Below are 26,175 nucleotides of genomic sequence, written 5' to 3' on the forward strand. Positions count from 1 at the left end.
TGCTGTAAATAAAAAAAGGATTTAGAAATGAATCTAAATCCTTGTATTTCAAATTTATAAAAATCTACAATTTACTAATATAACTTCCGTAAATATCTTTAAACTGATAGCCTTCAGCCACTCTATCTTTACTTAATTTTCGATATTCTACTAAGCCCCAAAGAATAAATTCTTTCATAAAAAACTTATCTTCTTTTGCTAAATCAGCCTGGTATTCTTTGAGTAAGATTTCCAATGGTACAATAGCTCCCAAAATTCTTTCATAATCTTCATCAGAACAATCATCTAATAATTCAAAACCACTTTCGGCAAAAAACCATTCTATTAAATCCGAATAAGGCGTTTTATCATTCGGTTTTTCTAATTTCTCAATCTTAGGAAAATAAGCTGGAAAAATGGTACGCACCGCCGAAGCTATTAAACACTCGGCAACAGCAGCCGCTCCCTCCTGCTCTCCTTCGTAAACCAATTCTACTTTTCCTGTTATCGAAGGAATAATTCCCATAAAGTCGGACAATCGCAAAGTAGTTTTATCAACACCCGCTTTCAAAGCACGACGTTCAGCAGTACTGAGTAAATTCTGATAAGCCGTAATACTCATTCTGGCACTCACACCGCTTTTATGGTCGATAAATTCACTTTCTCTGGCTTCAAAACTAATTTGTTCCAATAAATCTTTGGCTAATGATGGAACATAAACCGTATCGTTTTGAGTTGTATCTAATTTAGCTTCTTGTTCCGTAATTTTTCTGGCAATTTTTAGGTTTTCAGGATAATGGGTCAAAATTTGAGAACCTATCCTGTCTTTCAATGGTGTTACAATACTTCCACGATTCGTATAATCTTCGGGATTTGCTGTAAATACAAATTGCATATCGAGTGGCATTCGTAATTTAAACCCGCGAATTTGAATATCGCCTTCCTGCAAAATATTAAATAAAGCAACCTGAATTCTGGCTTGCAAATCGGGTAATTCGTTTATCACGAAAATACAACGATTGGCACGCGGAATCATCCCAAAATGAATCACGCGATCATCCGCATAAGATAATTTCAAATTTGCTGCTTTTATTGGATCGACATCACCTATTAAATCGGCAACAGTTACATCTGGAGTGGCTAGTTTTTCAAAAAAACGTTCGTTTCTATGCAACCAAGAAATTGGGGTTTTATCACCTTTTTCAGCAATTAAATCTTTGGCAAAACGCGAAATGGGGTTCAATGGATCATCATTTATTTCAGAACCACTCACAAACGGAATGTACTCATCCAATAATTCGACCATTTTTCGAGCCAATCTGGTTTTTGCCTGACCACGAAGTCCTAGCAAATTGATATTATGTCTCGAAAGAATAGCGCGTTCCAACTCCGGAATTACGGTGTTTTCAAAACCGTGAACGCCTTCAAAAGTAGTTTGCCCTGATTTTATTTTTTCGCGCAAATTGTGACGCAATTCATCTTTTATGGTTTTACTTTGGTATCCTGATTTTTTTAATTCGCCTAGGGTATTTATGTTTTCTATTTTCATGTTTAATTTAAATTGTATGATTTAAAGATTGAAAAATTGTAAGATTACAATATGATTTCATCAAATAAACGTTTTTATTTATTGTTATTTTATCATTATTAGATTTACTGAATACTAACAACTGACCACTGCCAACTACTTTAATCTCTTCTTCCGATTCGTTTCATAATCCTCAAAAATCATTTCGCCTAAACCTTTTAAACCGGTGTAAAAAGCTTTTCCCTGATTGGCTTCGGTAAATTTATTGACAAACTTTTGCAAATAAGGATCGCTGGCAATCATAAAAGTCGTGATTGGAATGTGTAGTTTTCTAGCCTGTTGTGCCTGAGTATAACATTTGTCAACAATATATTCATCAAGTCCGTTGCTGTTCATGTAATAAGAACCATCGCGTTCTCTTACACAACTCGGTTTTCCATCGGTAATCATGAAAATTTGTTTGTTGGTATTTCGTTTTCTTCGAAGCAAATCCATTGCCAATTGCAAACCGGCAACGGTATTCGTATGAAATGGTCCCACTTTTAAATAGGGTAAATCCTTGATAGCAATAGGCCAGGCATCATTTCCAAAAACCAAAATATCTAAAGTGTCTTTCGGGTATCGTGTCGTAATTAATTCAGCCAATGCCATAGCTACTTTCTTGGCTGGCGTAATTCGGTCTTCACCGTACAAAATCATACTATGACTAATATCAATCATCAAAACGGTACTCATCTGGGCTTTGAACTGTGTATCTTCAACAACCAAATCATTTTCGGTTAGCATGAAATTATCCACGCCATTATTAATTTGGGCATTGCGTAAACTTTCTGTTAAAGAAATTCGTTCCAGGCTATCGCCAAAATGAAATTCTCTGAATTCACCCGTATGTTCATCACCGTTTCCGGCATGTTTTGTTTTATGATTTCCGTTTCCGGAACGTTTTAACTTACCAAATATCTGGTCTAAGGCTTGTTGCCGTATGGCTCTTTCGGTTTTTGCAGTGATTCCCAGACCTGAAGTTCCATCGTCTTTCACTTCGTCTTTGATGTAGCCTTTTTTCTTTAAATCCTCAATAAAGTCATCAATGGTATAATGCTCATCAGTCAATTTATATTCCTTGTCTAATTCCCGCAACCAATCGATAGCTTCATCAAAATCCCCGGAAGTATGTGTGATTAACTCTTTGAATATCTCAAACAGTTTATCAAATGGGGATTGATTAGGAGCCTGATACTGTTTAAAATAGAATCCTTGTTTATTGCTCTTTTCCATAGCCATTAAAATTACATTATTTTAAAATGTACTTTAACTGAACAGCTATTAATTTTAAGTTAAAAGAAATCAATTTAAATGGCAATTTCAGTAACAAAAGCAACGCAATAACAATAGTTTTGTAAGGTTTTAAATTAGTGATATTCCCCATCAACGTTACTAGTTTCCTTGTTCCTGAACGAAGGAGGAAAATTCATAAATCCTCAATAAAACACAAAAGCCTGCAAATGTTTGCAGACTTTTGAAGTTTAAATTACACTTTTACTTTAGCCATTAAATGCTCAATTGCTGAAAGTGAAATATCCGGATTGGCTCCCGGAGCCTCGGCGACTAAGGCTCCTATTGCGCAAGCAAAATCAATAGCTGTTTGTGGTGCTTTACCAGTTAATAAGGACGTAATTAGAGCTGCTAAAAAAGAATCTCCTGCGCCAACAGTATCCGAAACTACTATGGGATAACCTTCGTTTTTATAAAGTTGTCCTTCCCATAACAGTATAGCACCATGCTTTCCTTTAGTAACACACATAGCAGCAGCTTTAGTTTTTTCAGCGAAAAAAAGCATGTTCTCTTCAAGACTTTCAAAAGGAGAATGCATCTCGGCAGCTATTTCTAATAATTCCTCATCATTGAACTTAATAAAATTGGCTGAATTCATCAACTGTATTAGAATTTCATACGAATAGTGAGGCTTCCTTAAATTAACATCAAAAACCTTGTACACATCCATTAGCAGCAACTCTTCAAGTGCTTGTCTTGATACTTGGTCTCTGCAAATTAGACTACCGTAAATTAACACATCAGCTTCTGAAACTAGATTTTTAGCTACATCATTCAATATGATTTTATCCCAAGCCGATGGGTATGCAATTTCATAACTAGCCGAACCGCGTTCATTTAAGGTCACATTAACCAATCCTGTTGGAAAATCTTCCGATTTAATGATGGCATCGGTTTCCAATCCTAATCCTTTAACATGATTAATTATAGCTTCTCCATCTTCATCATTACCTACACAACTAATCATTCCAACTTCACAACCTAAAGTTTTCATGCGTAAAGCTACATTCAATGGTGCTCCACCAATCTTTTTTTCGTTTCCAAAAACATCCCATAGCACCTCTCCATAGGCAACTGCTTTTAATTCTTTTTTATTTTTCATAAACTTAAAATTATGAACACAACATGTGTTCTGTAGATTAATACAAATTACATTTTATTTTTTAACTTCACTAACCTCTAAAACTACACTAGTTCTTTGTAAAGTAACATTGGGATTAAAGCCTGCTTTCATTAAAAAATCCCCAGTAAACACTCTTTCAGCAGCAAGTGTTGAAGTTACTCCAGGATATAAGTTAATCTCTTTTACTGTATATTTTTTCTTTGGATCTAAACCGTTAAAAACTACCGGTCGTTTAGTTGCCGTAATGCTAAATCTATTATTCACTAAATAATTAAAAACAATCGCTTTACTTTTATTTTCATTTACATACATCAGTGCCGCAATATCATTTTCATGTGGATTAACTAAGCGAAACATATCACCATGCCACACAATATCCTTGAATGTGTTATAATTACTGATGGCTTGTTTACAAAATATTTTGTCATTGGCATCTAATTTACTGGCTACAATATCAAAACCTAATTTACCCATACTGGCCACATCGACTCTAAATTTCAGTGGTTGTTTCCCCCAATCGGTAACATGATTATCTGTTGCAATAGAAGGAAAAAAATATGAATAATCCCATTGTAGAAATATTCGTTCTACAGGCTCGGTGTCATCACTTGGCCAAAACTCAGTGAAATATTTCAAAAACTCATAATCACCTCGACCACCACCACCGGAACACAGCATCATGGGAACTTTTGGATATTTGGCACGAATGCGTTGCAGTACTTTATACAATCCCTTAACATAGTCAACATACAAATTAGACTGAGGAATTCCTTTTTTATTTAGATAAGCCGAATACGCATTATAAATAACCGCATTACAATCCCATTTGATGAACGCTAATTCTGGATTTTTTACAAACAAATTGTCTACGATTCCAAAAACAAAATCCTGAACCTCGGGATTCGATAAATCCAACACCAGCTGATTCCTGTAATAAATCTCAGGTCTTTCGGGTTGTCTAATTACCCAATCCAAATGTTTCTCATATAACTCACTTTTAGGATTAACCATCTCAGGTTCAATCCAAATACCAAATTTCACTCCTTCTTTTTTAGCTTCTTTTACCAAATAACCCAGTCCACTTGGCAACTTCTTTTTATTTTCCTGCCAGTCGCCCAATCCTGCATCATCATTATTTCGTGGATATTTATTACCAAACCAACCATCGTCCAATAAAAACATATCTACACCCAAATCCTTGGCATCTTTAAATAAATCTACGATTTTATTTTCATCAAAATCAAAATAGGTAGCCTCCCAGTTGTTTAACAAGGTAAGACGTTCTCCTTGACCATCCAATATTCTGTGTTTTCTAGCCCAATTGTGTAAATTTCTACTAGCTTCTCCAGTTCCATTATTCGATAAGGCATAAATTAAGGACGGAGTTTTGAAGGTTTCATTTGGAACTAGCGCATATTCAGAAGCAAACGGGTTGATTCCCGCAATGAGACGAAGGTTTTTATGCGAATCAATTTCGAAGTCAAGCTTAAAGCTACCACTCCATGCTAACTGTCCTAATAGAACCGTTCCTTCATTTTCTGAAGCTGGTTTTCCAAATGACACTATAAAATTAGGCGTTTGTAACAACATTGCTCTGGTTCCCAGTTTAGAATCTACCGTTCTTATTCCCTGTAAAAGTTTGGTTTCGGCAGGCTGCATTTCCTTTAGATATTCGCCCTGAAAACTTGTAAGATAAAAATCTTTATTAGCAAAATATAAATTAGCCGATGCGTATTTTTGCAAAACAACTGGTTTTTTCTCCTTGTGTTTAATTTCGGTCCATTGTTCGATTATATTTTCTTTTTCCCAAACTTTATAAAACAAAGTCACCTCAAACGGATAAACAGAATCCTTTAAAAGAATACTAGTTACAGAAGTATTAGCATCTATTTTTTCTTTTTTATGACTCACATACTTCAATTCCAATGATGGATTTCCATCGGCATGTTTTACCTGAATTGCAGGTTCAGAGAGATTCCAAGTACCCGCAGGCGTGTAAGCCGAATTATAAATGCCCGCATTAGATTCATCATAATTATAATTTTCAGTAACAGCTTTATATTCATCTTCGTTTTCTAGCGGTTTCCCAAAATAGACTGTTCTCAATCTATTGTTATTGTCTGTTTGCATCAATAACAAATTATTTTCGGTGGCTATTGGAATAATAGTTTGTGCTGAAACATGAGCTATACCTATCATAAAACCACAAAAAAATATGATTTTATTCAAATATTGTAGTCTTCCTTTTTTCATAATTTTTTATTTGAAAACGCTGTTTTTTTTGGATGTTTAATTGAGTATGATGCGATATTTCAATGATGATTTGTTACTTCAATAGTACACAGTAAATAAAAAACGTATCAGAAAAACACAATCAACACCTATTAAAATCAAAATTAAGAAACAGTTAAGGGCAAGTAGAAACTCGCCCTTAATCTGATTCAACTAATTTAAACAACCATTATTAACCTTATTTTTAATACTTAGGATTTTGAGTATACAATCCTCCTGTAAAATCAATTTCTCTTTGAGGTATTGGATAATATTCATCTCTACCCGCAGTAAATTTGGCACTTGAAAGAAAACCTCTTTTTACTTTCTCAACATTGAGATACGCATTTAAAACCTGCTCAGCTTCGCCCCATCTTACAAGATCAAAAAAGCGAGGTCCTTCCATACCAAATTCTAATCTTCTTTCAAATTTTAGTGCTTTTAAAGCAAACTCTTTATTTGGAAATCCTAGATATGGTTCTACTTTATACACGTTTGAAGCTCCAGCGGCTAAAGGCATAGTTGCACTTGCTGCGGCTCTTGCTCTTATTCGATTGATAATTGGTAGCGCTTCATCTTGTCTGTTTAATTGAATTAATGCTTCTGCTTTGAATAATAATACATCTGCATATCTAATAAAATCTACATTTTTAGATGTTCCAACAAAGGGTCCGTTTTTCACATAACAAGAACAGTCTGGAGATTGTTGTTCTTTCATGTTACCAAAGTAACCATAAACCCCAGGCTCTCTGGCCCAACTAAAATTGTAAACCATATCACCAGCCGTCTTCAAAGTGTTTTTATATTTGAATGGTCTTCCCGGTACTCCTACTGTATGATCAATTCTTGGATCAAGTGTTACACCTGATGTTAGTGATGATTTCCCATTACCATCTACAGTATTAAAAATATCTGAATTATTAAAAGTATCTAATAATGGTAACCCAGTAACAGCATCCGTTTTAAAAGCATTTACCATATTTTGGCTAGCCAAGTGAAATCCACAGCATCCATAAAGTGCACTCCCGTGAGGTGAATTTAACCCCGTAACAAAACTTACTCTTCCCACATTTGTTCCATCATTAATAGAAAACTGAACAGCCCAAATAGATTCTGGTCCATTATCATGACCATCCAAAAAATTGAAACCAAAATCAGATTCTAAATCTCCTGTTACTTCGTTAGCATAATCAATAACCTCTCGTAACCTTGTTAGATTGATGTTTACCACTTGATGTTCATCATTTTGTTCGTATGCCTGATACAGTCTTAATTTTGCCAAATAAGCCGATGCAGCGTTCTTAGACGCTCTACCTACTTGTTCTTGCGTAGGAGGTAAATTGTCATGAGCAAAAATAAAATCTTCGGCAATTTTATTCCATAAAGCATCAGAAGTCAAATCATTTGATGTTTCCAAAATTTCCTCTTTACTAAGATCTTCTGTAATAAAAGGTACTTTATTGAACAACAGCTTCAACATAAAATAAGAATGTGCTCTTAAAAAACGTAATTCAGCCTGTCTTTGTTTTTGAAGCGGATAATCTGCTTCTGATAATGAATTGACAACTGATAACGCAAAATTAGCTCTGGAAATTGCTTTGTAATGATTCGTCCATGTTCTAGGCAACATCCAATCTCCATAATCTGCAATTGTCAAATTATATTGTTCGTAACGATCTACTACATCTACATCACCTCGACCTCCTCCGCCTTTGTAAGCATCATCAGATCGCACACTACCATAAACCCATTGATTGGTAATTGGTCCAATCATTTCGTCATTTCCAATAGCTGCATAGGCAGCAGTAACAAGAGCATCTGCATTGGCTGTTGTTGCAACTTCATCTAGTTGCAATACTCCTGTAGGCTCATAATCTAAAAAATCTGCACTACAAGATGCCAAAACTAATATTGACAAGAAGCTGATAACTATTTTATTATATTTTTTCATGAGAATTGATTAAAAATTTAAATTGATACCTAATGAGTATGTTGTAGGTACTGGTATTCTATCTACAACTGTGCGTTCTGGATCAGCACCTACATAGCCTTTTGGAGTGAACCAAAACAAGTTTTCTCCTTGTGCGTAAATTCTACAATTTGTTAAAAACCCTGTTTTGTTCACAATTGCTTCAGGTAAGGTGTAGCCTATTTGAATGTTTCTAACTTTAAAATATGAATTGTTTCTTAATAAGTAATCGGACATATTAGCATAATCTGTATTATTTGTAGTCAGTGAAGGTATTTCACTATTGGTATTTGTTGGTGTCCATGCATTCAATGTTCCTGGCCCAGCATTTTCTCTACCTTGAACAAAATTATTCCAATAAATATACGGATCAACTCCTTTTCTTCCTGAAACTCCTGAACCAAAGATGGACATATCAATGTTTTTATATCCTAAACTTATATTGATACCATATTCTAATTTTGGTTGAGTTGAACCAATAAAAGTTCTATCATTAGAATCTATTTTCCCATCAGGAACGCCATTAGGTCCACTAATATCCACAAATTTAATCCCTCCTAAACGAGACCCTACCTGTGTAGCATGAGAATCTATATCCTCTTGTGATTGAAACAATCCATCGGTTTTGTACCCAAAAATTTCAAATTGCGAATGACCAACAATAGAATTTATGGCTGTACCTGGATAAGCTGACCTTACTTCTTCTGGTAATTGAGTAATTTTATTTCGTGTAGCCCCAAAGTTAGTGGTAACATTAAAATTAAACCCGTTATCAAAAGTATCCGAATACCCTAAAACAAATTCCCAACCTTTATTTTCAGTAGAAGCACCGTTTACAAAACGTTGTTGTCCCTCTCCTAATACGGATGCAACTGGTGGTTTAATTAAAATTCCGTCTGTTTTTCTAGAAAAATAATCAAATGATCCTGATAATTTATTTTGTAAAAAAGCAAAATCAAGTCCTAGATTTATCTCTTTTGTAGATTCCCATTTCAATCCTGAATTAGCCGCTTGTATAGAAACAAAACCAGATGGTAAATTTCCTGTATTAATTCCACCCAAATCATAAGCTGTTCCTACATTATAATAAATATTAAAAAAATCAGGAACAAAAACATTTTGATTAGATCCATACCTTGCTTCATATAAACCTAAACTTGCATTATCGCCAATGGATTGATTTCCTACTTCGCCATAACCAGCACGAAGTTTTAATGATGAGATGGCTTCAATATTTTTCAAGAAGTTTTCATTACTAATCTTCCATCCTACTGTAGCTGCCGGAAAAACACCATATCTATTATCTTCACCAAATCGAGAAGAACCGTCTCTTCTTATGGTAAATGTTGCCAAATATTTATCGGAAAACGCATAATTTAACTTTCCAAACTGAGAAAGCAATCTACTTCCTGTTGAAAGACCATTGGATGTTCTAATACCAGAAGCGGCAGATAATACAAAATAAGATTCTGATTCTACAGCAAAACCCTCTGCTCGAGATAATAAAGTATTGAAATCTGTTTTAACTGACTCTGTACCAACTATAACCCCAATCTTATGGTCTGAAAGTTTAACATTATAACTTAAGGTATTGGATATTGTTAAACTAGAATATTTATTGGTATCATGAGTCAAACTATTGTTAGTTCTGTTTACAGATCCATTACTAACCATAGGCTCTATATCTTTTCTGCTGAAATCATTAAAATCAATACCAACACTATTTCTATAAGTAAGATTTTTAGCCAAATCAATTTCGGTAAAAATATTTCCATACAAAGAAACTCTCTTTGTATTATCCCAACGATTCAAATATTGCATCAATAAAGGGTTATTTCTATCAGAATATCCTGCTCCTAAAGGTCCTCCATATCCACCAGAATTTGTATAAACTGGGATTGTTGGTGCTAATGAAATAGCTAAACTTGGTGTTGGCGCATTACCTACATCATTAGCCGCTAATTTTTCATTAGATTGGGTAAATTGAGAATTAATACCAAATCGTACTTTATCATTAAACAATTTAAAATTGGAGTTTAATCTTGCAGTATATCTCTCATAATTAGTATATTTCAACATACCACTATTATCCAAATATCCTAAATTTAACATTGCATTAGATTTATCTGTACCTCCTGAAACAGAGAAATCGTTATTGATAACAAATCCTGTTTTATACATCACATCCTGCCAATTCGTATCTCCAGCTGGCATATTAGTATCTCCTCCAACAAAAGGCTGAGCCGCAACACTATTCAATACAGGATTATTTAGATCCTCATTCCAATCAAAGTTGTAAATAGTTCCAAAAGCATCTTCTGGACGCACTCCATCATTAACAGAAGCTTGCCATAAAACCTTACCTCTGTCTACTGCGTTTAACATTTTATACCTTTGATTTTTCTCTGACATAGCCGAAACACTTGAACTATAAGACACATTCATTCTTTCGCCTTTAAAAGCATTTTTAGTTGTTACTACAATAACTCCATTTGCTGCTCTTGAACCATAAATAGAAGAAGCAGAAGCATCTTTTAATACTTGAACCGACTCTATCGCACTTGGATTTAAACTGGCAAAAACCTCTGGTCTCACTGTAGGAACACCATCAATTACATACAAAGGATCGGTATTCCCTAAGGTACTTACCCCTCTTATTAAAATTCTACTACTAGTTCCGCTTGGATCGCCTGATTTTTCAATTGACAAACCAGCAACCCTACCTTGCATAGCCTGCATTGCATTACCAGAACTCATACTTTGTCCTTCAATAGGTTTCATCTCAACAACAACAACAGCACCAGTAACATCAACTTTTCGTTCTTTAGAATATCCTGTTACAATTACTTCAGTTAATTGCTGCGATTCAGTTTTCAAAACTACATTTATCGTAGTTTGACCATTAACTTGCACTGTTTGATTAGTGTAACCCACATAGCTAAAGCTCAAAGTAGCTTTTGCATCTACATTTTTAAGTTCATAACGACCGTCTAGATCAGTTGTGACTCCTATACTAGTTCCAGAGACCAGAACAGATACACCGGGTAAAGTCATTCCGTCTTCGGAAGAAGTTACGATTCCATTTACTCCTATGTTTTGGGCCGAAAGTGAAAAAAAGGACCCCATTAGAATTAAGTAAAAAATGATTTTTAGTTTCATAATTTAGATAGTTTAGTTAAAATTTAATTTGGTTAATTATTTAGTTTTCAATACTGAATTGGAAATTTCACTCGGTAATAGCAAAAATTTCATTGGTTTTTAAAGAATAATTGTTACTTCATGGTCTAGTTATTTTAGTTAAAATTTAATTGGTTAATAGTTAAGTTTTCGATTGTGAATTCAAAATTTTCTTTGGTAACATTAAATGTTTCCATGGGTTTTTCTGGAAAAAATATTTCTGTCATAACTGTTTTGCCGTCATTATAAAAAACTTCAATTGAAGTTTTATCAACGATAACCCTGACATTCATTTCATTAAAATCTTCCGTAAAAGGTGCTTTAGAAATTTGCTTTGCAAAAACGTCTGAAAAGGATAAATCCCCTGATTTTCTTCTGTCAATAAAAAAGTAATTCTCTTTTTTATTTATTCCGAAGCTTATGGTATTATTGGAACCATTAGAAAATGAAAATGTATAAACATCTTTCTTCAAGTTCTTCAAAGTAAACTGAATGTCTAACTTTGATAAATCAACTAGCGATTTATCAATTAAGACTGTTTTTTTATCTTTAATTTTAAGTGTTTCTTTTTTTATGGTCTTTGATACATAATTTTGTAATTCCTTAACTGGATGAGAAGTAATTCTGTAATGATTATCCTCCTTAATCAGTTTTAATTCTCTTGCCATAGTCATACTGCTTCTCCATTTTTCGGTAGGAACTTTGTTTGCATAATCCCAATTGGACATCCAGCCCATAAACAATTTTCTGCCATCAGTTTCTGAAATGTTAGACCAGGTGACCCCTGCATAATTATCTCTTCCGTAATCAATCCATAATCCTTTTTGCTGATTTATATCTTTAGAAAAGGATTCATCCAGTTTGAATGTCTTACCGTCAAAATCTCCTACAAAATATTGAGTAGCCGAACCTCCATTAGGACCTCCCGGATTGATACTCAGTAAAAGCACCCATTTGTATTCCTCAGAATCTTCAACAAGCATTGGAAAGAAATCAGGACATTCCCAAACACCACCATGCGCCCCAATATTTTTACCAAAATCAGATAGTAATTCCCAATCTTTTAGGTTTTTGGAAGCATAAAACATGGTTTTATCTCCCGCTGCCAGAACCATCAACCATTGTTTGTGAATATTATCCCAGATCATTTTTGGATCTCTAAAATCTTTGATACTCGGAAACTCAATTACTGGGTTATTCTTATATTTAGTCCAAGTCAACCCTTCGTCTAATGAATAAGCAATTCCTTGAGATTGTATCCCTGGTGCATTGGCTTTCTCCTTTATTGGATCATGATAGGTAAACATTGCTACGATTGGAGGATTTTTCAGACTCCCAAAACCAGAAGTATTTTGTAAATCCACTATCGCACTTCCTGAAAAAATATATCCTTTCTCATCTGGGTAAATGGCGATTGGTTTTTCGGTCCATGTCACCATATCGGTGCTTATAGCATGTCCCCAATGCATCGGCCCCCAAACAGTTGAATCTGGATAATGTTGAAAATAAAGATGATAGTAGCCGTTGTAATAGAACATCCCATTAGGGTCGTTCATCCAAGCTTTTTTTGGTGTAAAATGAAAGTTTGGTCTGTAAAGTTCTTCATTTGAATATTCATTTTTATCCGTAAACGGAGCTTGTTTACAAGCAAACAAAACCAAAAAACCGAATATACTACTTGCTGATTTAATGCAGTTTCTTTTATTAATTAGATACATATCTTTATTTTTTTATTAATTTACTACTTAATTTTTCTAAAGAAATTCCTTTGGTTTCTGGCATCATAAATATTACAAACAACAGCTGGAACACCATCATAATGGTAAAGATTAAGAAAACAGTTTCTGGACCAATTTCTGTAAATAACATCGGAATTAAAGAAGGAATAATTGCTGCCAAAACCCAGTGGACAGTACTTCCAAAAGCTTGTCCTGAGGCACGAATGTGATTTGGAAAAATCTCAGAGATAAAAACCCAGATTACAGCTCCCTGACCAATGGCGTGTGAGGCAATAAATAAAAAAAGGAAAGTTGGCACCGATAATCCTCCCCAACCATAATAAAAAGAGGCAGAAACTAATCCAAGAGAAATAATATATCCAACAGAACCAATGTACATTAACAACTTTCTTCCTAATTTGTCAATTAATGCAACACCAATTAAAGTAAATATAAGATTCGTAACCCCGATTCCGATACTGCTCAATAAAGCGGTATTTTGTCCTAAACCTGCTTCTTCAAAAATTCTAGGTGCATAATACAAGAATGCATTGATTCCAGAAAATTGATTAAAAAAGGCAATTAAAAAAGCTAATATTAATGGGAAACGGTATTTTTTCATGAAAATATTTTCATGTTTGGTAACGCCGTTTTCTCTTGAATCGTCCATGATGTCGCTAAGTTTAGCTAATGGATCAATTTGGAATAACACTTTGCGTGCTTCTTCATCACGATTTTTAGACAACAACCATCTTGGACTTTCTGGAATGGTAAGTATGCATAGAATATAGATCACTGATGGAAAAGCCTGAACACCTACCATCCATCTCCATGCGTTTTCTCCAATATCTTTTAAAAAGTAATTGGAAATAAAAGCAATCAAAATCCCTAAAACGATATTAAACTGATATAGGGCAACTAATCGTCCGCGTTTATCCGCTGGAGCAATTTCTGAAACATACGCTGGAGCAGCAATCGTTGAAGCCCCTACTCCCAAACCTCCAATAAATCGAAAGGCAGCAAATACATAAGGATCATTTGCAAATGCAGCACCAATTGCCGAAACAAAATATAAAATACCAATCCAAAATAATGTCTTTTTGCGACCTATCTTATTAGTGGGGATTCCACCAAAAATGGCTCCTATAACTGTTCCCCACAGTGCCATTGCCATAACAACAGATCCATGAAAAGCATCAGATGAATGCCAAAGTAGCTGTAATTGTTTATCAGCTCCAGAAATAACTACGGTATCAAAACCGAATAGAAAACCTGCCAGTGCAGCAGTAACAGACCAAAGTAATATCTTATTCATTGTACATGTATTAAAAACTTATTGCTAAGGTATCTGTAAAAAAAACAACTTATTTTTAACGATGTTACAATTTAATTCAATAATTAATGAAGGTTTGCTATTTTTAAACCAAAGTCTTTATTTACAAGGGTTTTAAGATTTTTAATTTTATTTACGAAAACCGTGTAGTTTCGATTTTGTTACCTTAAGTTTAAAATTGATACCTGATTTGTATCAAATTTTAAACCACTATTAATTAGAAGATTTGTATTCCTTTGGTGAAATTCCAAATTTATTCTTAAAAGCTGTAGAAAAGTAATTGGGCGAAGAGAATCCAAGTGAGTATGCGATCTCCGAAATATTCATTTCATTAGCCTTTAAAAGCTCAGCTGCTTTCTCTAATTTCACATTATTAATATGGTCACTTATGTTAATTCCGATGATTGCTTTAACTTTTCGATACAACTGCACTCTGGAAACACCTAATTTATCTGCCAGATCTTCTACAGAGAATTTAGGATCCTCGATATTGAACTTGATAATATCATTCATTTTTGTAATGAAAGATTGTTCCTGATTGCCAAATCGGGATTCTGGTTCTATTCGATAAATATTATTAGTGTAATAGTAGCGAAGTTTTTCTCTGTTAAAAAGTAAACTTGAAATAGATTGTTTTAAAATAGAAAAGCTAAAAGGTTTAGTAATATATTGATCTACGCCACTTTGCAATCCTTTTAAAACTGATTCTTTATTGCTTTGTGCCGTTAAAATAATAATTGGAATATGAGAAGAACGCAAATCTTTTTTTAATACTTTGCTTATTTCATAACCATCTTTGTCTACTAAATTAATATCACAAATGATAATATCCGGAACAATTTCGGTTGCTTTTTCGATAGCATCGCTTCCATCAGATGTATGCACTACATATTCATTAGATAATTTACTCTTTAAAAAATGAACCAAGTCAATATTATCTTCAATCAATAACAGCGAATGTTTTTCGGAATCAGAAATAGGATCAACATCATTTAAATCAGACTTAATATCTAAATTATCGAGTATTAAATTTGGAGTGAGATTTGGATTTTCGGCTCTATTTATAATTTCTGAAGGCTGTAAATGGCTTTTTCCTTTCAATAATGTAACCACGAACTCACTGCCTTGCTTTGATTTTAATTCGATTTTTCCATGGTGCAAAAGCACAAATTCTTTAGACAAATGCAATCCAATTCCAGAACTATTTTTATTATTATTTGAAGCTCTAAAGAAAGGGCTAAAAACATTATGTAGCTCATTTTCAGGTATTCCTATTCCAGAATCCTTAAAACTAATTTTAACCGTATTATCTTGATTTTCAGTAATTGAAATACTGATCTTTCCATTATCGGGTGTGAATTTGAAAGCGTTAGAAAGTAAATTAAAATAAACTTTGTCCATCAAACCTAAATCCATAAACAATTCGAGACTTTTATTTTTGCAAACCAACTGAAAATCAATGTTTCTACGAGTAGCTTCTCCTTTAAAATTTTTCATTACTTCATTTGTAAAATCATAGATTTTTGCATTCGAAGTTCTCAAAGTAAATTTTTGTTCCTCAATTTTTCTAAAATCCAGCAACTGATTAATTAATCGCAGCAATCGATTGGAGTTTTTATGAATCAATTTTATCTCATCGATGAGTTTAGTTCCTTTGATTTTTTCGTTTTCGATTAAAGATTCCACATAACTCATAATCAAAGTTATAGGTGTTTTAAACTCATGCGAAAGTCCCGTAAAGAAATTCAATTTGGCTTCGTTGCTTCGCTCTGCAATTTTTGCCATTTCCTGAATTTCGTTATTTTGCTCAATTACGGTAAGATTGAATTTTTCCAGTAGCTTTTTCTTTCTTGCAATGGAAATAGTAGAATAAATACTATAAACTGTTAAACTTAAAATAATCATTAGAAAGAAACTCAACAGCCTTACCAGATTATTTTGCGAAGCGTATTCTTTTTCTTGCAGGTTTATAGCACCCTGTTGCGATTCTATAACTTCTTGTTGCTGATCTACCTTATCCATTTGGTTTTCGATAATTTCAGCATTATTCTTATCGATTACTATGGTATTTAAAATATTGGTTTTAGCAATTGTCTCTTTATTATACATTTTCAATGCTAATTTCAAAGCTTCATTTCCACCTGTTGGATATAAAATAGTACCATCTAAAACACCACTTTTTACCAATTCTATCCCACCATTAACTGTATTTAGTCCATCAACTCCCAGGAATTTTATTTTTTTCTCTAAACCTAATGTTTTAGCGGTTTCCCAGGCACTTAATCCCATGCGGTCATTGTGGGCAAAGATGTATTCGACATCTGGATTTTGTAAAAGAACGGCTTTTAAAGGTTTTTTAACTGATTCTTTTTCCCAATCGCCTTGAATCACATTTGTTACACTAAAACGTTTGTTTTCACTCACAAGTTGATTAAATCCCATACTTCGTTCATAAGCTGGTGACGAACCCTTAGCTCCCATGATTTCAATAATTTTCCCCGATCCTTTACTGTGGGAAATGATGTATCTGGCGGCAATTCTACCTATTTCTATATTATCCGCTCCTAAATAAGCAGTGTAATTTTCGCCTTCTATTTTTCGATCTACAACTAAAACAGGAATGCCTGCTTTAATTGATTTTTCGACTACAGCAGTTAAAGGTTTTGATTGAATGGGCGATACAATAATAACATCAACTCTATTCGAAATAAACTTTTCGATATCATCAATTTGTTTTTGAATAGTATTATTAGCGTCACTAATTGTTAAATTGACTTCAGGCCGCAATGAAGCTTCAATTTTCATCGAACTGTTCATTTGTTTTCGCCAATCGTCAGTAGTCATGGCCTGAGAAAAACCCACTTGAATTTTGTTTTTTTGTTCTTGTTTACAAGAAACTAAGCTTATAAACGCTAAAAAAAACAGCAAAATATATTTTACAATGGAATACATGAAATTTAGGATTTAAATAAATGAAAAAATAGTTTAGAAAAATCTTCTTGAGTCAACAACTTGTAAAATAATTAGGAAGAATTATTTTAGGGATAACAAGTCCAGAAGAAAACTATACTTGAAAAGTAAATTTAACCTTTTTTTTATAAATATAGCCTAATCTAGGCTATAAAATCTAGTAAAAAATCATGTTTTTGTTAAAATAACACCTTTTAGAAGTGTTTAAAAAAAAGCTTTTTTTAGAAAAACAGAACATTCAAAATTGTTCCTAACTTTATTGTTTAAAACAGGGGAATGCTACAAAGAATTAAAGCAAAAAAGGTTTCCAAAATATATTATTTTGAAAACCTTTTTTGTACTTATTTTTAAAACAAGGTATGTAAGTCGAAAGTTTTAATGTCGTAAAGAAAAGAGGCTTTGTTGACTTAAACAACAATAAGTTTTTTTAAAAAAAATTATATCGTTTCAAAATACGACATTATATAATTTTCACTACCTAGTATTACAAATTCTTAATCACAAATTCACTTCTTCGGTTTAATTCGTGTTGCTCTTCTGTACAAGAATCACTTGGTTCACATCTTATTATTTGAACCGTTTCTCCATAGCCTTTAGCTAAAATTCGTTTAGCTGGAATTCCCTGATTAAGAAAATACGCTCTGGTAGAAATAGCTCTTTTTGACGAAAGATCTAAGTTGTATTTCCCATTACCACGATTATCCGTATGTGAACCGATTTCAACCACCATATCCGGGTATTTTTTCATCAATTCAATTACTCTATTTAAGATTGGTTTTGATTCTTTTCGAATGTACCATAAATCATAATCGAAGTAAATAGGATCTGTTTTAATTAGTAACCTTTCTTTATCTTTTACAATATCTTTTTCGGTTGCTATAATTGCTTCAATTTTTTCTTTCTTCTTGATTTCAGCTTCAACAATACTTTTTTTAGCCGCAATTTCTTTTTCAATTTTAACTTTTTGAGCTATAATTGCAGCTTCTTTTTTCTTCAATTCAAGTGCTGCTAATTCTTCTTTTTTCTTTTGTTGCTCAACAACTAATTCCTCTTTTTTAATAGCTTCCATTGATTTTAAAGCCATCGAAGCATCGTTAATTTTCTTTCTCTCTTTATACAATTTCAAGAATTTTGAGTCTTGGGTATACGCTTCTTTTGAAGCAGAGACAACATAACTTTTTTCGCAATCTACCGAAAAAGAAAAACGTCCATCGGCAGTAGTTACAACTGTTTCTATTTCTTTTTTAGTGGCATCTTGCAAACTTACTTTGGTGTTTTCCAAAGGAAGTTTAGTGTCAACATCAGTAATAATTCCTGAAATATACTGCATGCAATTTTCAACAACTAAAGGCTGAATTTCACTCACTTCATATATATCATCACTTCCTTTTCCTCCTTTTCTATTTGAAGCAAAATAACCGTGTTTGGTATCTGAATCAATTACAAAAGAAAAATCGTCATATCCTGAATTTACTGGTAAACCAATATTTACTGGAGTAGAAAACTCATTATTCTTAATTTCGGAAACAAAAACATCTAAAAAACCGTAACCTGCATGACCATTAGAAGAAAAATAGAGCTTATTGTCTTTTGAAATAAACGGAAATTGTTCTTTTTTATCGGTATTAATTGTTGGCCCAAGGTTTTTTGGTTTACCAAAATCAGAACCTAAAATTGCCACGCTGTAAATATCAAAAGAACCTACAGAACCTGGCATATCTGAAGCAAAATACAAGGTTTTCTCATCATTACTCAACGCAGGATGTTCTACCGAATAATTATCACTATTAAATGGTAAAGCGGTAATATTTCGCCATTTTCCATCAATTAATTCGGCTTTAAAAATTTGGAGCACCGATACTTTATCATCGTTTTTAGTTCTTATGCCATCTTTAGAATTATTGCGTGTAAAATACACTGTCTTTCCATTTTTAGTAAAAACAGCATTAGATTCATGCAATGGAGTATTCAATTCGATAGAAAATTTCTTAATCGAATCGACTTTAGGATTTTTAAGCGAAACCGACATTAAATCCAAGTAACTTTCGTTATTCCATTTGTACACTTTTTCAAAAATATAAGGCTTACTTATTACTGCCGAAAAAACCAGTTTATCTTTATAGGGAACTGCTCCAAATTCAGAATTTGGTGTATTAATCAACATGTTTTTTATATCAAATCGATTGCCTAATGCTGAGATATTTTCTAAAACTAGATTTTCTTTTTCAAGCTTCTCTATAGCTTTTTGATTATTGGTACTCAAAAAATAATCACGCATCACTTTATTCGACTCTTCATAATTTCCTGAAGCTTTTAAGGTTTGTGCATATCGGAAATAATATTCTGTTGTTGCAGATTCGGGAAAACTTGATATTAAAAAGCGATAGTGTCTTTGTGCATTTGCGTAATCATTAGTATTGTAATACGAATCAGCCAAGTTTTTAACTACTTCAAAAGAACGATTTTCGTTTAAAATCTTTTCGTATACAGGAATTGCTTCACTGTAATACGTTCTTTCAAATAAGCGTTTGGCTCTTTGTAAATCTTGTGTTTGCGCTTGTGCAAATTGTAGGGTAAGTACAATTAGAATGAGGTATATTCTTTTCATCGCTATCATATTAAAAGAATCTTGGTGATTTATCATATCCTTTTCCTAGTAAATCTAAATTAAACAACACAAAAACTTCATGTGTCCCTGAATTGAATTGTCCAAAATTAGAAGTCGTGTAATCATAAGCGTAACCTACATTAATGCTTGGCGAAACTTTAATACTCATTAAAGCACTTACGGCGTCATTCCAACGATAAGCTGCACCCAGTTCAAATTTTTCGTTGAATAGTACATTTGCCGAAAGATCTAAGGAAACCGCTGATCCCGGAACAATTTTAGTCATAAAAGCAGGCTTTAATTTAAATGTGTCTGACAAGTTAAAAACGTATCCTCCTGTAAAAAACATATGGATTTGCTCAGAACCAAAAGCATTAATTCCTGCGCGTTCTTCGATATGTTTTGACGAAAATAAACTAGGTGCTGATAAACCTAAATAATAATTATCAGTAAAATAATAGGCTCCTACTCCAATGTTTGGGAAAATAGTATTTCTATTATCCGAAAATGCTTCGTCTGTAGATGAATCACCTGATTCAAATTGAAAACCATTGAAATTAGTTTTGAATGAAGTAAATCCTGCTTTCAATCCAAAGGACAATTTAGCTTTACTACTTACATCAAGAACATAAGCAAAATCAGCGTTGAAGTTGTCTTCTTTTAAAGCTCCATCACCAATATCATCTGAAATTATAGACAAACCCATTTCAACTTTTTTACTCAAAGCAGTGTGTCCAAAAAAGTTAAATGTTTTAGGAGCGCCTATAGCTCCAGCCCATTGAGAACGATACAGGATTCCTAAATCTAGCATAGCCTGAGTACCTGTAGCATAAGCGGGATTGACAATATTCATATTGTACATATAGTGTGTGTATTCAGGATCTTGCTGTGCAGATACTTTTATTACCAGGAATAAAAAACTGATATATAATATTATTTTTTTCATTTCGAAGTTTAGTTTAATGTAATGAAAATTAACTATCGGTTTAGGTATAGTCTTCCCTGAACAGGTTTTTTATTCCCTTTATTAAATTGAAGGACATAAAAATAAACTCCGTTTGGCGCTATTCCATCAATTCCTACATTGTAATCTGAATTTCTGCCCGTCCATTCGGGTTTATCCCGATTTCCTTTGAACATTAAATTTCCGTAGCGGTTGTAAATTTCTAAAGTAAAATCAGGATAGATGAATTCAATTTTTGGAATTCTAAACACGTCGTTTACTTGATCTCCATTTGGAGAAAATCCATCGGGTACAAAAAAGTCAGGAGTAACATCACAATTAGAAAGCGACACAGTAACTTCTAAAGCATCCGAGTAACAATTAGTTGTTGTTGAAAAATTATATCCATAATAAGTCATTCCTTCTGTCAATAGTGTATTCTGAGTCACTTGATTTCCATTTGCAGCAGCATCAAACCAATATAAAATTCCACTTGCATTGGTTCTTTCACTTAAATTTTGAATGGTTGGTTGATCCAATCCACAAAAGTTTTGACCATCAGTATCTAATGTTGGTAAATCTGTTGTGTTGATCGTTACACTTACAGCTGTTCTACCCGATTCACATCCTGAAGAATTAACTTCTTTTACATAATAAGTTCCTGTAACTAAAGGTGTAGAACCGTTTAAAGCTGTTGTACTTGAAACCGAATCAAACCATTGGTATTGCGTGCCATTTGGCGTTAAACTAGCAATGGTACTTAAATCATTTTTACAAAAATTAAAATTATTAGCAACTGGATTATTAGGAATAGCACTCACGGAAAAGGACTGATTATTATTCAAAATAATAGCAGTACAACCATTTGAATTGTCCAATAAAGTATTCAATGTGAATGTGGTATTTCCCGGATTAGGAAGAAACGAAGCTGGAATTACAAAACTCGCATTGCCTGAATTTACCGAAAGTGTAACATTTTGATTCGAAATTATATTTGCAGCCGACAAAGAATAATCTAAAGTGATATTTGTTAAACTACCTAATCCCGAAAGTCGAATTGTTGCGTCTTGATTCAAACAAATAGTATTGATATTTACAACAACCGATGCAACATTAGGCAAAGGCCTAATCGTAAATACTTTTGATAAAGATGCGGTGTTTGTACATCCTGATGCTAAATCCAGTATAGAAGTAATATTAAATACAGTATTTGTTCCTACATTCGGAATCAAATTTGCGGGAATTAATAATTGTCCTACTCCATTTGTAACCGTAAAATCTAATTGTTGATTTGTAGCAGTATTATCACCTGATAAATTATAAGTAATTCTATAATTACCATTACTTAAATTAGTATTTCCTGAAATTTCAGCTGTAGCTGCAACTCCTTTACATACTGAAGGAATTAGAACCGTAGCCGAATTTATTCTAGGCATTGGAGTAATTGTCAAAACGTCTGAAATTGTTCCTATAATATTAGTACACACATTATAAAAAGATCTATTTCTAATACTAATAATACGAACGGTATAATCTGCAATTACTGGAAAATTCAACCGATTTATATCGAAAGTAAAAACACCCTCTATAAAAGTACCTTCAACGGCTAAAGTTGTGGTACTAGTTCCGTTAGTTATTTCGTAAACAATATCATAAATCCCATTAGGTACGGGCTGTGATCCTTTAGTAAGTATTGCGGTATAATTTGCCGTAGCCATTTGATTCTCACAAATATCAGAATTAACAACTAAAGTAGCTCCTGTAAAATCAATTGGTTCTTCAATTATAATCTGAACTATTGATTGGGAATCTGTACAAATAGGATTTGTTGATAGAACGGTATAGGTAAAATTATAAGTTCCAGCACCTAGAGTATTATAGATGTTTTGAATATTAATTCGGTTATCATTAAGACTGGTTAGTTCATTCGTTACTAATTCATCTTCAGTCCATCTTCCACCACTATCCTGACCTTGTAAACGGCTATTTAAGTTGAGATTATTAAATGCTGCTAAATTATCTGTACTACACAAAATTAAATTTGATGGCGAACCAGGTCTGGGTTTTCTAAACACCGAAACAAAAACTGTAGCTGTTTGAGCTACACAAGATTCTAAAGCAGACATAGTGTAAGTATAGGAATACGTACCTTCACCTAAAATTTTTGGATTAATTGTATTTCCATTTAAAGACAAAGATGTATCATTAGCTGTCCAAATTCCGTTTTGTTGCGGCGCTAGTTTTGTTCCATCAAAAGCTTGAAACAAATTAAAAGATTCTACATCATCACAAGTAGAAATATTAGGACTAGAATAACCTGCATACGGACCAATTTTTACTGTAATTGTTGCTTCATTACTACTAGTACAACCTAAAGTTGTAGGATCTTGAATATAAGTATAGGTGTAAATACCACTATTTCTTAATTTTTGCGCATCTAAAAAACCATTAAAAATACTTTCTTCGAGAGGTTTCGAATTATCAATCCAAGTACCTCCTGAAACTGGGCTTCCGCCTAAAAGAGCAAAAAGATCAATATTTTTGTATACAGGATTTTCTACGTCACAAATTAATATTTCATCACTTTCTCCAGCACATTGGGAGTAACTATCTATGGATAAGATTAATAAAAACAAAAAAGAAAGTTTTACAAAGTAGTTTTTTATAAAAAAAAGTAGTTTTCTAATCATATAATACTCAATTAGGTTAGATTAACGGATAATACAATGCTAATGTAAGAAATAAAGCATCAAGAATATCTAAAAAATTCGACAAAATGCATCAAAAAACGGTTTAAATCAATTTTTTTTAGAAATTACGGTTCAAAGAAACTTAAAATCAAAATCATTACATATTATAGATACACACTATTCTCACTAAAATTCAACAAAATCCTTTTCTTCTTAAAAAATAATTAAGTCGAAAGTTTTAAAGTCGTAAAGTCAAAAGAGGCTTTGTTGGATCAAACAACTACCAGTTAATGCTTTAAACAGCGTGATATCATTTCAAAATACGACATTATATAGTTTGCATACTTATTTTAAAATATGGAACAAAAAAAAGTCCCGCAAATTTGCGGGACTTTCTATATTTAAAAAAATAGGAGAAAATTATTTTTTCTCTGATTTTTCCATTTTAGCTTTCAATGCTGCTAATACATCATTGTTATCTCCTAAGGTTGCAGCTGGTGCATTAGTAGAAGAGTTAGATGAAGTATTTTCAGTAGCTGCTTTCACATTTTTCTCTTCTTCTTCACGGAAGATAGCTGTGTGAGATGCAACAACTCTTTTGAATTCTTTGTTGAATTCGATTACTTTGAAATCAGCAGATTCACCTTTTTTCAATTTCTTTCCGTCTTCTTTTTCAAGGTGACGAGTAGGAATGAAAGCAACGATATCATCTCCAAATTCTACAGTAGCTCCTTTGTCAACGATTTCAGAAATTTCACCATTGTGGATAGTTCCTACAGCGAAAGAATCTTCGTATTGATCCCAAGGATTAGCAGTAGTTTGTTTGTGACCTAAAGATAATTTACGTCCATCAACATCTAATTCTAATACAACTACGTCTAATTTCTCACCAACATTTACAAATTCAGATGGGTGTTTGATTTTCTTAGTCCAAGATAAGTCAGAGATGTAGATTAATCCATCAATTCCTTCTTCTAATTCTACGAAAATACCAAAGTTTGTAAAGTTTCTAACGATACCTGTATGTTTAGAACCTACTGGGTATTTAGAAGTAATATCAGTCCAAGGATCCTGAGATAATTGTTTGATACCTAATGACATCTTACGATCGTCTCTGTCTAAAGTTAAGATTTGAGCCTCAACAACATCACCTACTTTTACGAAATCCTGAGCAGAACGTAAATGAGTAGACCATGACATTTCAGAAACGTGGATCAAACCTTCAACACCTTCAGCAACTTCGATAAATGCACCGTAATCAGCGATTACAACTACTTTACCAGAAACTTTATCACCAATAGTTAAGTTAGCATCTAATGCATCCCATGGGTGAGCGTTTAATTGTTTCAATCCTAATTGAATTCTTGTTTTCTCATCATCAAAATCAAGGATTACAACGTTCAGTTTTTGGTCTAATTCAAGAACTTCAGATGGGTGGTTGATTCTTGACCAAGAAAGGTCAGTAATGTGGATTAATCCGTCAACACCACCTAAGTCAATAAATACACCGTAAGAAGTAATGTTTTTAACAACACCTTCTAATACTTGTCCTTTTTGTAATTGACCGATGATTTCTTTTTTCTGTACTTCAATATCCGCTTCAATAAGCGCTTTATGAGATACAACAACATTTTTGAATTCGTGGTTAATTTTTACCACTTTGAATTCCATAGTTTTATTTACATAAACATCGTAGTCTCTAATTGGCTTAACGTCAATTTGAGATCCTGGTAAGAACGCTTCAATTCCGAAAACGTCAACGATCATACCACCTTTAGTTCTGCATTTAACGAAACCATTAACGATTTCTCCAGTTTCATTAGCTGCAATAACTCTATCCCAAGATTTAATAGTACGTGCTTTACGGTGAGATAATACTAATTGACCTGTTTTGTCCTCACGGATGTCAATTAATACCTCAACTTTGTCACCTACTTTTAAGTTTGGATTGTAACGGAATTCATTTAAAGAAATAACACCTTCAGATTTAGCATTGATATCAACGATAACGTCTCTATCAGTAATTCTAACTACAACTCCTTCAACTACTTCTTCTTGATCTGTAGAAATGAAAGTTTTTGATACTAATTCTTCGAATTCTAGTAAGTTTTTTTCATCTACTGCATCAATACCTTCTTCAAAGTTGTGCCAGTTAAAATTTGCTAAAAACTCTTCTTGTGATTTAATTTGTTCAGACATGCTGATAAAAAATTTGTATTCTGTATTCTCTCGAGTTTCTTAATGTGATAGAAAACAACAGAAGTTGTTTGTATAATTAGTTGATACCTAAAGGAAACTCTTATTCACCAAAAGGTGTGCAAAATTAATTCTTTTTTACGTAACTACAAAACAAATCCCACTGATAATCACCACAAAACCCAAAGAGAAGACATTTTACACGCTTTTTCCGTTTGTTAGGAGCACAATGAGTTGGTTTTCAAAGTACTTCCCTCCTGCTCTCGCCTTTATCTCTACGAGGATATCGGCTCGATCAGGGCTATTCATAACTTTTGATTTTTCAACAACTTAAAAAC

The 26,175-nt window shown here is 33.1% G+C and carries 13 protein-coding genes; all 13 read right to left on the reverse strand.

All coding sequences use genetic code 11. The annotated features are described in order from the left end of the window. Window positions 1–64: 64 nt before the first annotated feature. Window positions 65–1,528, reverse strand: coding sequence for an AAA family ATPase (locus tag AAGV28_RS04960; protein WP_373405720.1), 1,464 nt, complete (start codon window positions 1,526–1,528; stop codon window positions 65–67). A gap of 135 nt (window positions 1,529–1,663) precedes the next feature. Then, on the reverse strand, window positions 1,664–2,782 hold the full coding sequence (locus AAGV28_RS04965) for a vWA domain-containing protein (protein WP_373405721.1): 1,119 nt from the start codon (window positions 2,780–2,782) through the stop codon (window positions 1,664–1,666). Window positions 2,783–3,035: 253 nt separating this feature from the next. Beyond that, window positions 3,036–3,941: a carbohydrate kinase family protein gene (locus tag AAGV28_RS04970; RefSeq protein WP_373405722.1), complete on the reverse strand. Its 906-nt coding sequence runs from the start codon at window positions 3,939–3,941 to the stop codon at window positions 3,036–3,038. 54 nt (window positions 3,942–3,995) lie between these two features. Next, a complete protein-coding gene (locus tag AAGV28_RS04975; RefSeq protein ID WP_373405723.1) occupies window positions 3,996–6,215 on the reverse strand; it encodes an alpha-galactosidase in 2,220 nt (739 codons plus the stop codon). A gap of 223 nt (window positions 6,216–6,438) precedes the next feature. Next, window positions 6,439–8,184 carry a RagB/SusD family nutrient uptake outer membrane protein gene (locus AAGV28_RS04980; RefSeq protein WP_373405724.1) on the reverse strand — a complete coding sequence of 582 codons (1,746 nt, stop codon included), beginning with the start codon at window positions 8,182–8,184 and terminating at the stop codon, window positions 6,439–6,441. Between the two features lie 9 nt (window positions 8,185–8,193). Further along, window positions 8,194–11,361, reverse strand: a complete 3,168-nt coding sequence (locus tag AAGV28_RS04985; protein ID WP_373405725.1) for a SusC/RagA family TonB-linked outer membrane protein — start codon at window positions 11,359–11,361, stop codon at window positions 8,194–8,196. A gap of 134 nt (window positions 11,362–11,495) precedes the next feature. Then, window positions 11,496–13,097 (reverse strand): glycoside hydrolase family 32 protein, encoded by a 1,602-nt coding sequence (locus AAGV28_RS04990; RefSeq protein WP_373405726.1) that lies wholly within the window; start codon window positions 13,095–13,097, stop codon window positions 11,496–11,498. Window positions 13,098–13,101: 4 nt separating this feature from the next. After that, window positions 13,102–14,412: a sugar porter family MFS transporter gene (locus AAGV28_RS04995; RefSeq protein ID WP_373405727.1), complete on the reverse strand. Its 1,311-nt coding sequence runs from the start codon at window positions 14,410–14,412 to the stop codon at window positions 13,102–13,104. A 231-nt stretch (window positions 14,413–14,643) separates the two neighbouring features. Continuing rightward, window positions 14,644–17,382, reverse strand: a complete 2,739-nt coding sequence (locus AAGV28_RS05000) for a substrate-binding domain-containing protein (protein WP_373405728.1) — start codon at window positions 17,380–17,382, stop codon at window positions 14,644–14,646. A 502-nt stretch (window positions 17,383–17,884) separates the two neighbouring features. Continuing rightward, window positions 17,885–20,008, reverse strand: coding sequence for an OmpA family protein (locus tag AAGV28_RS05005; protein WP_373405729.1), 2,124 nt, complete (start codon window positions 20,006–20,008; stop codon window positions 17,885–17,887). A gap of 10 nt (window positions 20,009–20,018) precedes the next feature. After that, the gene (locus tag AAGV28_RS05010; protein WP_373405730.1) at window positions 20,019–20,954 is read right to left on the reverse strand and encodes a PorP/SprF family type IX secretion system membrane protein; all 936 of its coding nucleotides are present in this window, start codon (window positions 20,952–20,954) and stop codon (window positions 20,019–20,021) included. A 32-nt stretch (window positions 20,955–20,986) separates the two neighbouring features. Continuing rightward, a complete protein-coding gene (locus tag AAGV28_RS05015; protein ID WP_373405731.1) occupies window positions 20,987–23,587 on the reverse strand; it encodes a gliding motility-associated C-terminal domain-containing protein in 2,601 nt (866 codons plus the stop codon). A gap of 474 nt (window positions 23,588–24,061) precedes the next feature. Beyond that, window positions 24,062–25,840: a 30S ribosomal protein S1 gene (gene rpsA, locus AAGV28_RS05020; RefSeq protein ID WP_373405732.1), complete on the reverse strand. Its 1,779-nt coding sequence runs from the start codon at window positions 25,838–25,840 to the stop codon at window positions 24,062–24,064. Between the last annotated feature and the right edge of the window lie 335 nt (window positions 25,841–26,175).

The organism is Flavobacterium zubiriense (genome assembly GCF_041729725.1).
GTDB classification, from domain to species: domain Bacteria; phylum Bacteroidota; class Bacteroidia; order Flavobacteriales; family Flavobacteriaceae; genus Flavobacterium; species Flavobacterium zubiriense.